Raw genomic sequence first — 12,861 nt, 5'->3', positions numbered from 1 at the left:
GCGCAGTGCGACACACGCGATGCGGGCGGGGGAAGGCCTCGGCTGCGCGGCGCGTGTGCCCAGAACAGTGCTGAAGAACGATATTCGACCATGGCCATTCGCTCGACCTACCTGACCCTGCCCGCCGTCGCGATGCTGTTTTCCGGCTGCGCGATGCTGTCGTCGTCGCAGGAAAGCAAGCTGACCTGCCACATTCCGCGTGCCGTCTATCCGGATACCGCGAAGCCGCTCACGCGCCCGGCGACCGTGCTCGTGCGCGCGCTGATGACGACGTCCGGCGAAGCGCAGAACGTCACCGTGACGACGAGCAGCCGCAACGCGGCGGCCGATCGCGCGGCCGTCGAAGCGATGACGCACGCGAGCTGCGTGCAGACCGGCGCGACGGCGAATCCCTTCTTGCTCACGCAACCGTTCGTGTTCGAGCCGCGGCGCGCCGAATGACGCACGGTCGGTGCGGGCGATCGCGCCGTGCCGCCACGCCCCAGTCACTTGTCGTTGTCGGCTGTCCGGCGCGATTTCACCGCTGCGCCACGCGGCTGACGGCTCAGTGCCGCGGCATCAGATCCGCGCCGCGACACGCGGGCTCGGACGCGTTGCGCAGCCCGAGCATCGTGAAGCCGTTGCGCTCCTGGCGGATCAGCGCGTAGCGCCGCGCGACCGTTTCTCCACCCTTGCCCGTCAGATCCAGTTCGACCTGGAAGCGATCCTTGCTGTCGGAACAGCCGCGTACCGGGCCGTATGCGAAGCCGATATCGGGCGCCTTGCTTTCCGCGTTGAACGTCTGCCGGGCTTTCAGCGCGGTCCCGGCGGCCTCGGGTTCGCTCCATTCGCGCGCGAGCACGTCGTCCACCTTCAGCCACTCGTCGACGAAATCGCGGCCGTTGGCGGCGGCCGGCTGCACGCGTTGCACGGTGTCGCCGTCGACGCGATAGCGGAAGATACCTGGCCGCGTCATCACGTCGCCGTCGAGCGAGCCGACCGTCGTGCGCAGCTCGAAGCCGTCGGCGCGCACCTTGAAGCGGATCGAATCGTCGTCGATCACGTAGCCGTGCGCGGTGTGGAACAGCGTGCGTTGCGCGGCCGACCCGTTGGCCGGCGCGATCACGTCCGCGCCGAACCGGCTCCAGCGCGACGAGCACCACGGTGTGCCGTGGACGACCGCCACCTGTCCGCCCGGCAACGCGCCGAACCAGAAGCCGCCGCCGTATGCGCCGCCGATGTCCTTGTATTCGTCGGCTTGCCAGCGCAGCACGCGCTGCCACCGACCGTTTTCCCACGCGTACGCGGTGAGCAGGTTGTCGTCGCCGCATGCGATGTCGAAGCCGGCGCGTACGAACAGCAGCGGGCGCGACGTGCCGTCGCGCGTGACGTCGACGTCCGGGTTGCGGCCGAACGCCGATTCGCCGGTTTTCGGCTGTGCCGGCTGCGCGGGGACGCCGAGCGTTGCCGCGAGCGTGCGTTTCAGTGCGACCGCTTCGACATGTTCATCGCTGCATACGAGGCGCGCGTCGATCGCGCCGACGAGCGCTTGCTTGTAGGCGCGAAGCGCGTCGCGCAAAGGCGGCGAAACCTCGACGGTGCCGGCGCCGTCGCTTTCCGGGTTGGGCGCGCGTTGCACGCGGTGTTGCGCGTCGAGCGCGGCGCGTGCAGCGGTGTCGGCGGCGGGGCAGGGGCTGGCGGCGAAGGCGGCGGGCGATGTGGCAACGCATAGCGCGAGTGCGGCGCGACGCGGTGATTTATTCATCGAATTGAGTCTTCCGTCGTAGCAACGGGATTCGGTCTTGTAAGGCACGGTTATTTCGGACCGGGAACGACAGTTTCCTCAGTCTTTCATCGAGCAACGAGTACAGCGTGTTCGTATCCTGATTGAAATACCGATTGTGATAGACGATCCCGTCGACATTCTGCTTCCAGGTCTTGCCTGCGTCAGTGCTGCTGATCATCAGGGGGATCGGTGGATCATCGATTGCGTGCCCGGGGTCGGTCGCATAGACGAGCAACAGGCCATCGCGGCCCACGTCGAGGCCGCTCAGGATGAGCTTCCTGTCAAACGTCGTCACTTGCCGGACTCGCTCCGGGCGCGTGTTCGCCCACGTCGAAAGCACACCGGTCCGGCGTGCGCGATCCGGTGCAGTATCGTCGCCACTCTCATGGTCGAGGAGAGACAGCGTGTAAAGCGCGTAGCCGCCAGCCGTGGCAGGCGCAGACACGAGTCGAGTGACGGTCTGGTTAGGCAGGACGGTATCGAGAGCGAACGCCCGCTGATTTGGCGCGAGTCGGTATACGACGCTGCGGGCAGGGGCCGTAGCCGACCGGTCGACAGGGTAAGCCACTCGCAGGGTGCCGTCGGGGCCAAGATTTACTCCTGCGAAGCTGCGCCCGGGAGCACCGCCGACGGCTGCATCCGGTGGTAGTGCGATCCGCTGCCAGGACACGCCGCCGTCGGATGTTCGCCGGACCGCCGGGCCCCGACCGATCGCATAACCGCTCCGCGCGTCGATGAAGAGCAACTGATCGATATCCTCGTGCTCGGGCCAGTCGAGCTGCGACCAGTGCCGGCCGCCGTCGAGCGATTTCCAGACACGGGTTTGCTGCGAGACGAGGCCGTCTGCCGGATGTGGCGCCGTGTAGCTGGTCCGGCCGACGCCGATGACCTGGACCTGACCGTCCCGCGAATGCCACCACGCCGTGTGTTGGCCCGGCGCTTGCAAGAAGCGCTGCAGTCCCTGATCGAGGGTGCCACGGAAGAAATTTACGGTCCGCCGATTGAGGGTTTCTGCTGCGTTGTTCATCCACGCTTCGGTGGGTTCGGCGACCATTGGATTCTTCCACTCGCCGGGAGGCTTCAGCATCACCACAGGGTCGGCGACCGTGAGCGACATGATTTCGTTGCCGACGACGTAGAAATCACCGACGCCAGCCAGTGGGACGGGCCACGTCACCTTCGACGAAACGGTTTCCCATCGAGAGCCGGTATTTTCGACCAGCAGTATCAATGCGATGCTGCCGATCGCGATGGCGGCCAGCCGCTTTAGGCGGGAGTGGTTGCGCATCGGGTTGGCTGAAGTCAATGGAGAAGAGGGCATGAGGCCGATCGTGCCGGGGGCGTCGTCCGATTCTGCGGACTCGGCCCACGGCAAATGCGTCTGGCAGCGATCAGAATTGCCGTTTCCGAAGTGTGTAGGCGAACACCGGATGGAGCGTATCGGTGCTTGCCGTCCTGATCCGGTTTTCGCGACGATGCGCCAATTCCTCGGCGACCGTCATGCGCGCGATCAGAAAGTCCGCTTCTTCAGCGTATAAGCGTGCAGCCAGTACAGCGTGTTGGTCTGCGCGTCGAAGTAGCCGCCTTGTGCAACCTTGTCGGCTGTTTGATCCCACGACTTGCCGGCGTCGGTACTGGTGAACGTCAGGTCGATCGGGGCACCGCCGCGACTGCCGGAGTTCGGGTCGGTCGCGTAGACGAGCAGGAGGCCGTTACGACCGACGCTCAGGCTGTCGAGCCGGAGCGTCTCGTCGAACGTGCGCAGTTGGTGCACGGACTCGGGATGGTCGTTCGTCCACGTGGAAATCGCGCCCGCCCGGCGGCTGTTGTCGCGACTCTCGCCGCTTTGCGGCTTGTCGAGACGTGACAGCGCGTACAGCGAATAGTGTGCTGCCGGTCCCGGCGTGGTATCGAGCGCGGTGACGACCTGGCCCGGCAGTTCGGTCTCCGTCACGAATGCGTGCCGCTCCCAGTCGAGCCGGTCGATCACACTGTGCGACGGCGCCTCTGCAGTCCGAGCGGCGGAGTAGGCGACGCGCAGTACACCGTCAGGGCCGAGACTCACCGCATTGAAATTCTTGCGCGTCTCGTCGGCGACGCGTGCATCGGTCGGCACGTCGATCGTCTGCCACGTGTTACCGCCGTCCGCGGTCCGCCACACTCTCGGCCCCCAGCCGATCGCGTAGCCGCGCTGTGGATCGACGAAGAGCAACCGGCCAATGTTCTGGTTTTCGGGCCATTGCAGTTGAGACCACGTTTGGCCGCCGTCGAGCGACTTCCACAGCTTCGTGGTTTGCGGTGCATCGCCGCCGCGTGCCTCCGGGGCCTTGTAGTCCATCCATGAGGTGCTGAGGAACTGAACCGACCAGTCCGGGGAGTACCACCACGCGGCGTTCTGGCCGACCTGCTGGAACTGGCGTTTCATCCCGCCGTCGATGGTTCCGCGGAAGAAGCTGATCGTCATGCGGTTCAGCAACTCGCCCGTGTCGTTCATCCATGCTTCGGTCGGCTCGGGCCGCTGCGGTTCCGTCGATTCAGCCGTGGGCTTGAACGTCACCACGGGATTGGCCAGCTTGACGCTCATCACGTCGTTGCCCTTGATGCGGAAGTTGCCGCCGCCATACGGCGTGTCGTTCCGCATGAAGTTTGTCGAAATTGTTTCCCAACCCGTCGCCATATTTACGTACCCGTATGTTGCAATGGCCAGGACAACAAGACCCCCGGCGATCCATTTCCAGCGTTTGAGTTTTGGCATGTCACTTATTTAGCAAACGATCCAGCGCCCGGCTGACTTCGTCGGACGTGTCCGAACCCCACTCGCGTGCTTTTTTAGCCGCGTCCGAGCCCCATTCACGGACCTGATCGACCGCGTCCGAGCTCCAGTCGTGCGCCTTTTGTTTGGCGACGGGGATACCCGCGTCCCACGCTTGCTTGAGCGTCCGTCCATCGCCCCATTCCTGAAGATTTGGCCGCATGCCGATCTTGGTCAGATCCGAGACCGGTAGACCGGCCAGCCCTCCGTCCAGATAAGCCAACGGATGCGTGACGAACGCGAAGGTCTTGAACGTCTCTCCGTTGTTTTCGAGCTCCAGTTCGTATCGTTTCACTTGCATCGAAAGCTCACCGTTGCCCGGCTTCGCACTGCTGAATGCGATCTGGTCCCCCTGCATGTTTTGCTGCAGCCCAATTTCGATGTAGCGCTGCAGCCACCACCGGGCGGTTTCCAGCCATTTCTTTCCTTTTGCCGTGAGAGTGGGATACAGATTCTGGCCGTAGTCCGAACAATAGTAATAGCCGTAGCTCACGTAGTAATCGGGCGGTTTGTGGCCGCAACCGATATGGCGCATCATGAAATTGCCGTGGCGCGACCAGTCGGAATCCGTGCTCTTCAGTTTGATCAACTCTTCCCGCCGATGCAGCAGACGGCGCGCGACTTCCTTGTCTTTCCACGGGTCCCACGAGGTCGCGAATTTCTTCACGGTTTCCCATGCGCTCGATTTGCTGACTTTTTCGACCGTCTCCCAGTACTCGCCGTGCAGCGGCTGGTAGTAGAACGGACACGTGCCGACGATCGAATCCGCAGCCGGCGTCACATGCTTGTCGCAGATGTTGATCTGCACCTTCGGCCGATCCTGGTATCCCGTCGGGGTCAGCATCCCCGCACCGGTCCCGAGCACCTTGTCCTGTTGTCCGTCAGCCATTCGATTTCCCTAGAAACTTGACCACGACGTCGTGCGGCACGTGGCTCTGCGTGAGCCCGGTTTCGCCTGCCGCGTTGGTGACGCCTTCCGAGAGCAGCTTGCCGTTCGAGAACATCTGGTACCGCGTGTTCGCGACCGGAATGTCGGTGCCGGCCCAGTGCGCGATGAATGCCTGGTCGTAGTTGCCGTTGGAGTTCGGCAGCGTCGGCATCGTTTGCGACAGGTGGGTGGGGCCGCTGAACGCATGCTGCGCGCCCTTGATGTCGATCTTGCCGGGCGCGTGCACCTCGATGTTGCCGTCCGCGATGCGGATATAGGCGCCGCCGGACGTCAGCAGGATCTCCTTCGCCGCGGCGCCTTCGATCGATTGCGTGACGGCGATCAGCTTCAGCGCCTTCTGCGCGGTCAGCTCGATGTTGTCCGCCTGCGCCTGCACTTCGACCTTGCCCTTGCCGGCGAACAGCTTCATCCCCGCGTTCTGCGCGAACAGGCTGATCCGGTCGAGGACACTGGCGATCAGCGATTTCCCGGCGGCGACGTGCGTGCTTTGCCCGCTGACGAGGTTGATGTGCTGGTCCGCGGAAAATTGCGCGGACTGCTGCGTGGACATCCCGATGCCGGCCGGGCTGCCGAACAGCATCACGGGCTCCTTGAACGCGTTGGCGTTGCCGGTTCCGCCGCCGGCGGTCCGGCCGCCCGACGCGTTGCCGCTCACGCTGTTCTGCGTCGCGTCGCTGAACTGCTTCAGCGCCGTGTGGCCGGGGTCGAGCGACTCGCCCTGATGCTGCGCGCTGACCTGCGACATGGCGTCGATCAGCCCTTGCGCGCGCACGAGCTGCTCCCGGGTCTCGTCGACGTCGAGCGGCTGGCTGGCCGCCTGCTTGGGATGCGTCGTGACGTACAGCCCGCGGTTCGCGCGCACGGCGCCGTAGGCGTCCGAGCGCAGGTCGAAGCCACTGCCGAGATAGCTGCCGCGGTTGTTGCCCGTGTGGTCGATCAGGTAGCCGAGATGCAGATGTGCGTTGGTCTGGCTGCTGTACAGGTGCACGCGGTTCTGCGCGGTCGCGTCGTCGAGCACCAGCTGGTTGTAGCCGGCGCCCGCGTATTCCTTGGAGCGGTACCCGGACAGGATGCCGTTGCTGTGCCATTGCGGGCTCGTCGCGCCGTTGTAGACCTTGCCGACGATGATCGGACGATCGCAGTCGCCGCCGAGGAAGTCGACCAGCACTTCCTCGCCGCTGCGGTGCGGGTGGACGGCACCGTAGCCATTGCCCGAATCGGACGCCGTGGCACGCAGCCAGCACGACGCCTTTTCGTCGCCGTCGTTCAAGCGGTCCCAGTGAAAGCGGACCTTGACGCGGTTGAGCTCGTCCGTATGGACTTCTTCGCCTTGCGGCGCGACGACGGTCGCCGATTGCAGGTGCATCGGCGGCTTCGCGTGCTCGAACGGGCTGCGGAACGGCACCGTCGTGCGCTGCGCCTCGATGCGGATCTGAAAGAAGCCCTCGCTGCCGTCGGGATGACGCACGCGCGACCGGTCCGTATCGGTGGCCTGCATGATGCTGCCGATCTCGGCCTGCAGGCTGTGCGGGAAAACGGCCGGCTCGTCGGCCACGGGCAGGTTGTTGACGATGACCCACGCCGTCTCGATCACGGCGAATTCGCGCTGGCCGGCATCGTCCTTGTCGTGTTCGGGGTGTTCCGCGAACTCGAACACGCGTCCGGCGTCCATGCGCCGCACACCGCCGACACCGTGAAAGCGCTTCGCGTGCGATTCCTGCTCTTCCATCCAGATCTTCGACAGATGGTCGCCGCGTGACTGCTCGGGATACGTGTAGGCACCCGTGTATTCGTAGACTTCGAGCTGCTGCGGCAGATCGCCCTGGTTCGCGATCGTCGGCGTATGGGTGGCCTTCGGATTCGACGCGGTGGGCGGCTGCTTGTAGTCGAACGTGCGCGTGGTGCGTGCGACGCTGCGCAGCGTGCGTGTACCGCTGAACTGGACGAGCGTGTCGGCTTCGTCGCCCGTGCCCGCGTGATGAAAGCGCACGGTTCGCGGCGACAGCGCGGGCAACGCGTCGATGCGATCGACGATGACGAGCCGGTGCGACTTGCCGTCGCTGTCCTGTTCCCAGAAACCGTACAGGCCTTCCGATTCCATTAGGCGATGGACGAAATTCCAGTCGTCCTCGTATTGCATGCAGAACGAGCGCGGCGGCAGCGGCTGGTAGAGCTTGAACGTGAAGCGGCCCTTGGCCTGCGGATGCTGGTTCAGCACGTCGGCGATGATGTCGTCCGCCGACCGGTCCTGCCAGATGCGCTGATCGCGGCGGAACTTCAGGAAGTGCAGGAACGACGCAAAGACGATCTGATGGTGCGTGACGCCGCTGTCCGACCCGAGCCGGCGGGCCGCATGCACGTAGCCGTGGTGCGGCGCGTACGATTGGTCGGCCTGCTGGATCCACAGCGTCACCGGCTGCGCGATCAGTTTCTTGAGTTCGAGGTCGTCGGATACCGACACGGTATCGACGGTGAACTCGAAATGGCGTCCGAGGCGCGATCGTCCCGTGACGCGCTGCGGCAACAGGACGTCGGGGCCGAGCGGGGTATCCAGTTTGATCAGGCGCTCATGCTGAACCGGTCCGGCCAGCAACGCGCTTCTTAACGCTTGCGAATTCATCACCAGTGCTCGCTTTTGTTGTGCTGGTTCGCACGCTCTCTCGTGCGGAATCCGGTAATTGTATGAGATAAAACGGTTTTATCTCGAATTGGCGGGCCGGTGGTGCCCGGGTATTCACCCCGCCGCGTCTTCCGCCTTCCAGTCCCCCGACTTCCCGCCGCGCTTCTCCCGTACGCTCACGTCGGTGATCACCATCCCGCGATCGACCGCCTTGCACATGTCGTAGACGGTCAGCAGCCCGACCTGGACGGCCGTCAGCGCTTCCATCTCGACGCCGGTCCGCCCGAACGTCTCGACCTGCACGACGCAATGCACGCCCGGCAGCGCGTCGTCGAGTTCGAACTCGACGGCCACGCGCGTGAGCGCGAGCGGGTGGCACAGCGGAATCAGGTCGGCCGTGCGTTTGGCGCCCTGGATCGCCGCGATGCGCGCGACGCCGAGCACGTCGCCTTTCTTGGCCTTGCCGTCGCGGATCAGCGCGAACGTGGCCGGCAGCATCCGGATCGTGCCCCGCGCGATCGCGATGCGCCGGGTTTCCTGCTTGTCGCCGACGTCGACCATATGGGCGTGGCCGGCGGCATCGAAATGGGTGAGTCCTGACATGTCTTCCTCTAGTGGAACGGAGTGCGCGCGCACGTCCCTCGATCCTGCCGCGCGACCGGCCGGGCACCGCATCCCGTACCGGCGCGACGAACCGATCCAACCTCGCAACGGGCGCTTATCATAGCAGCGGCGTTCGCGTTGCCGGAGGCGCAGATGACGCTCGCGCGGCACGGGACAGTCGTCGCGGCGCCGGTACAATGACCCGAATATTCAGACCAAACGCCGCGATGCGCGCCGCGCGCGCGGGACGGCGTCGTTTTCATCCTGCCATGCGTGTCAAACAGTTGCTTGCCGTGTCGCTGTCGGCGGCGCTCGCGCTGCCGCCGGGCGGTCATGCGCAGAGCGCATCCGCGCCGCCGCTCGAGCCGGCGGCAGGCGGCCCGACGTCGATTTCCACCGTGCCGTCCGGCATCGCGACCGGCGTATTCGGCACGTACGGCGGCGCGGAAAGCCGGTTCTCGGGCGCGGCCGGTGCGTCGGCGCCGGTCGCGAGCCTGCGCGCGCCGCTGCGGGCGCTGGAGCTGCCCGATCTCGGCGACGGCTCCGGCGGTTCGCTGACGCCGCGCGCCGAGCGCCGGCTCGGCGAGCGCGTGATGCGCGAGGTGCGGCGCGATCCCGACTATCTCGACGACTGGCTGGTGCGGGACTACCTGAACGCGATGGCGGCGCGGCTCGCGGCCGCGGCGGCGGCGCGCTACATCGGCGGCTACACGCCCGACTTCGACCTGTTCCCGGTGCGCGATCCGCAGATCAACGCGTTCTCGATGCCGGGCGGGTTCATCGGGATCAACAGCGGGCTGGTGGTCACGACGCAGACGGAGTCGGAGCTGGCTTCGGTGGTCGGCCACGAGATGGGCCACGTGCTGCAGCGGCACATCGCGCGGATGATCGGTGCGAGCGAGAAGACCGGCTACACGGCGCTCGCGACGATGCTGCTCGGCGTGCTGGCCGGCGTGCTCGCGCGCAGCGGCGATCTCGGCAGCGCGATCGCGATGGGCGGACAGGCGTATGCGGTCGACAACCAGCTGCGCTTCTCGCGGTCGGCCGAGCGCGAGGCCGACCGCGTCGGCTTCCAGCTGCTCGCGGGGGCCGGCTACGACCCGTACGGAATGCCCGGCTTCTTCGAGCGGCTCGACCGCGCGTCGATGGGCGATGCGGGCGTGCCGGCCTATGCGCGCACGCACCCGCTGACCGGGGAGCGGATTGCCGACATGGAGGATCGCGCGCGCCGCGCGCCGTACCGGCAGCCGCGCCAGTCGGCCGAGTACGGGTTCGTGCGGGCACGGCTGCGCGTCCTGCAGAACCGGGCGCCGACCGACATCGCGGCCGAGGCGCGCCGGATGCAGCTCGAGCTCGACGATCACACGGCGCCGAACGTCGCGGCGAACTGGTACGGCATCGCGCTCGCGAATACGCTGCTCGGCCAGTACGACGCGGCCGACAACGCGCTCGCGTCGGCCCGCGCTGCATTCGATGCGCGCGAGCGCCGCGAGGACGACCCGGCGACCAGCTCGCCGAGTCTCGACGTGCTGGCCGCCGACATTGCCCGCCGCGCGGGCCGGACCGACGACGCGGTGCGGCTCTCGGCGCTCGCGCAGCGGCGCTGGCCGGCGTCGCACGCGGCGATCGTCGCGCACCTGCAGGCGCTGATCGCCGCGCGCCGCTTCGCCGAAGCGCAAACCCTCGCACGGGCGCAGGCGAAGGCCGACCCCGAACAGCCGGACTGGTGGGATTACCTCGCGAAGTCGAGCGACGGCAAGGGCGACGTGCTCGCGCGGCGCCGGGCGCTGGCGGAGAAGCTGGCGCTCGATGGAGCGTGGCCGTCGGCGATCCGGCAACTGAAAGAGGCGCGCGACGCGAAGGACGTGTCGTTCTACGAGCAGTCGATCATCGGCGCGCGGCTGCTGGAATTCGAGGCGCGCTACAAGGAAGAGCGCGACGACGAGAAGAACGGCCGCGGGTAGCGGCCGGCGCGCGGCGAACGCAGCCGGCGCCGCGGCGGGTCAGTGGCCGCTGTCGGCCGCGTCGCGTGCGTGGCGCGCCGGGCTGGCGACGTAGCCGAACCGGCCCGGCACGTCGGCGCACGCGATACTGCCGAGCGGCAGCGTGCGGCCGTCGCGCCAGCGCAGCACCGGCGGCTCCGCGTCGAAATCCGCGTGATCGGCGAACAGCCCGAGGTCGTGATCGTGCAGCGCCGCGATGCGCGCAGGCGTGCCGGCCTCGCGAAACAGCACGCCGCCGCCGTCGTCGAGCCAGGCCGCATCCGGTTCGAACGGGGCGCCGGTCTGGTCGGTGAGCGCAAGCTGCCCGTCGCGCTCGGCGAGCCGCACGACCCACGGCGTATAGGCGAGCTCGACGTACACGCGCTGCGGCCCGTTCTGGAAGAACCACCGACCTTGCGCGTCGCAGGCGTAGTTGCGGCCGATGAATGCGTTCAGCGCCTCATGCCGGATCGGCGAGCCGAGCTCGCCGGCCGCCTGCGCGGCGTCGTCGCGCAGCCGCCATGTGCCGCGCCGGTCGAGCAGCAGCCAGCCGGTGCAATCCGGCACGTTCGGCCATTTGGCGAGCGCCTGCCTGACGATGTCATCCATGGTCGACGAATTTCGAGCAATAGCCGAACACCCGCGCCGACAGCCAGTCGAGGCGGCCGGGGAACGGCCCGGTCATGAAGCCCGCGTGGCCGCCGTGCGCGGGCTGGTCGAGCTCGACGGCCGGCGACACGTCGGCCGGGCCCGGCAGCGCCGACTCGGGCAGGAACGGGTCGTTGCGGGCGTTGAGGATCAGCGTGGGTACGTCGATCGCGCGCAGCAGCGGCCGCGTGGTTGCCTTCGTCCAGTAGTCGTCGGCGTTCGCGAAACCGTGCAGCGGCGCGGTCACGACCTCGTCGAAGTCGCGCATCGTCACGGCCCGCAGCATCGCGTCGCGGTCGAACAGCCCCGGGTACTGTTCGAGTTTCGCGAGCCCCTTGCGCTTGAGCGTCTTCAGGAAGCTGCGCGTGTAGACCATCGCGAACCCCTGCGACAGCGCGCGGCCGCCCGCGTGCACGTCGATCGGCGTGGAGATCGCGGCGGCGGCGCGCACGATCGACGTGTCGCTGCGATGCTCGCCGAGCCAGCGCAGCAGCACGTTGCCGCCGAGCGATACGCCGGCCACGACCAGCGGCCCGCGATGCTGTGCGGCGAGCCGGCGCAGGATCCAGTCGACCTCGGCGCTGTCGGCGAGATGGTAGAAGCGCGGCTGGCGGTTGATCTCGCCGCTGCAACTGCGGAAGTGCGGCACGACGGCGTGCCACCCGTTCGCGCGCGCGGTGGCCATCATCGCGAGCGCGTAGTGCGAGCCGGAGCTGCCTTCGAGGCCGTGGAACAGCACGAACAGCGGCGCGTCGGGCGCCGGCGCCGCGCTGTCGAGGTGCGCGACCCAGTCGAGGTCGATGAAGTCGTGGTCGGGCGTTTCCCATCGCTCTCGCCGATAACCGACGACCGGCCGCCGCGCGAACAGCGCGGGCACGATGGTTTGCACATGGCTGTTGGGCAGCCAGCGCGGTGCGCGATAGCGCAATGAATCGTCGTCGGGGGCCGGGGGCCCGGTCAGCGGCGAGGTGGGCGGAGAAGCCGTACTCATGATCGCCCCGCTAATGCGTTGCTTCGTTCTTCGTCAGTGCAGCGGACCCTGCCCGTGACGGATCTTCGCGGCGAATTGTCCGGCCGCTTGTTCAGGAATCGGGCTCGCGTGGATGTGCGCGATGCGCCATTCGCCGCGTTCGTGGATCATCACGTACGTCGCGAAAACCATGTCGGGTTCGGCCGTCAGGTCGGCCTGCTGATGCGCTTCGGCGATCGTATAGACGACCGTGCCGAGGCTGTCGTACACGCGGATGTCGAGCGGCTCGATCGTGACCGGGCGCGTCGCGAGCCGGTTGGCGAGCCCGCCGCGGATCTGGTCGAGGCCGTGCAGATGCTCGCCGTCCGCCCATACGCAGCTGGCGAAATCCTCGTCGATCCACAACGCCAGCAGCGCGTCGAGATTGGCATCCGCGACGGCCTGGTAGTAGGCGTTCAGCGTATCGGCAGCGGCTTCGAAGAGGCGGGCAAAACGTGGCATCGGGGTGGTCT

At 66.9% G+C, this 12,861-nt stretch carries 11 protein-coding genes; 2 read left to right on the top strand and 9 right to left on the bottom strand.

From position 1 onward, the window contains the following. The first annotated feature begins 90 nt into the window (after positions 1-90). On the top strand, positions 91-441 hold the full coding sequence (locus JMF86_RS13155) for a TonB family protein (RefSeq protein ID WP_041489244.1): 351 nt from the start codon (positions 91-93) through the stop codon (positions 439-441). 103 nt (positions 442-544) lie between these two features. Here the strand turns inward: JMF86_RS13155 and JMF86_RS13150 are convergent, their stop codons facing one another. From JMF86_RS13150 to moaC, 6 genes are all read right to left on the bottom strand, one after another. Then, positions 545-1,744 (bottom strand): hypothetical protein, encoded by a 1,200-nt coding sequence (locus JMF86_RS13150; RefSeq protein WP_011546118.1) that lies wholly within the window; start codon positions 1,742-1,744, stop codon positions 545-547. Next, complete coding sequence (locus JMF86_RS13145; RefSeq protein WP_011694389.1) at positions 1,737-3,086, bottom strand: glycosyhydrolase; 1,350 nt, start codon at positions 3,084-3,086, stop codon at positions 1,737-1,739. Before JMF86_RS13145 ends, JMF86_RS13150 begins: the two co-directional genes overlap by 8 nt. Before the next feature lie 189 nt (positions 3,087-3,275). Then, positions 3,276-4,442: a hypothetical protein gene (locus tag JMF86_RS13140; RefSeq protein WP_011546116.1), complete on the bottom strand. Its 1,167-nt coding sequence runs from the start codon at positions 4,440-4,442 to the stop codon at positions 3,276-3,278. Positions 4,443-4,521: 79 nt separating this feature from the next. Next, positions 4,522-5,466 (bottom strand): hypothetical protein, encoded by a 945-nt coding sequence (locus tag JMF86_RS13135; RefSeq protein ID WP_011546115.1) that lies wholly within the window; start codon positions 5,464-5,466, stop codon positions 4,522-4,524. After that, positions 5,459-8,146, bottom strand: coding sequence for a type VI secretion system Vgr family protein (locus JMF86_RS13130; RefSeq protein ID WP_011694388.1), 2,688 nt, complete (start codon positions 8,144-8,146; stop codon positions 5,459-5,461). Before JMF86_RS13130 ends, JMF86_RS13135 begins: the two co-directional genes overlap by 8 nt. Positions 8,147-8,260: 114 nt before the next feature. Further along, positions 8,261-8,749, bottom strand: a complete 489-nt coding sequence (moaC, locus tag JMF86_RS13125; RefSeq protein WP_011546113.1) for a cyclic pyranopterin monophosphate synthase MoaC — start codon at positions 8,747-8,749, stop codon at positions 8,261-8,263. A gap of 269 nt (positions 8,750-9,018) precedes the next feature. Here moaC and JMF86_RS13120 point away from each other — a divergent pair, with 269 nt between their 5' ends. Further along, complete coding sequence (locus JMF86_RS13120; protein WP_054928044.1) at positions 9,019-10,713, top strand: M48 family metalloprotease; 1,695 nt, start codon at positions 9,019-9,021, stop codon at positions 10,711-10,713. 39 nt (positions 10,714-10,752) lie between these two features. Here JMF86_RS13120 and JMF86_RS13115 read toward each other — a convergent pair whose 3' ends face one another. The 3 genes from JMF86_RS13115 to JMF86_RS13105 are packed head-to-tail and all read right to left on the bottom strand — an operon-like array spanning position 10,753 to position 12,850. Further along, positions 10,753-11,340 carry a DUF2946 family protein gene (locus JMF86_RS13115; RefSeq protein WP_011546111.1) on the bottom strand — a complete coding sequence of 196 codons (588 nt, stop codon included), beginning with the start codon at positions 11,338-11,340 and terminating at the stop codon, positions 10,753-10,755. Beyond that, complete coding sequence (locus tag JMF86_RS13110; RefSeq protein WP_011546110.1) at positions 11,333-12,370, bottom strand: YheT family hydrolase; 1,038 nt, start codon at positions 12,368-12,370, stop codon at positions 11,333-11,335. The genes JMF86_RS13115 and JMF86_RS13110 overlap by 8 nt, the downstream gene beginning before the upstream one ends. A gap of 33 nt (positions 12,371-12,403) precedes the next feature. Then, a complete protein-coding gene (locus JMF86_RS13105; RefSeq protein ID WP_006477934.1) occupies positions 12,404-12,850 on the bottom strand; it encodes a nuclear transport factor 2 family protein in 447 nt (148 codons plus the stop codon). Positions 12,851-12,861 lie beyond the last annotated feature (11 nt).

Source organism: Burkholderia sp. E168m15, from assembly GCF_016586105.1.
Taxonomy (GTDB): Bacteria; Pseudomonadota; Gammaproteobacteria; order Burkholderiales; family Burkholderiaceae; genus Burkholderia; species Burkholderia orbicola.
This window is presented reverse-complemented; position numbering and strand designations above follow the sequence as displayed.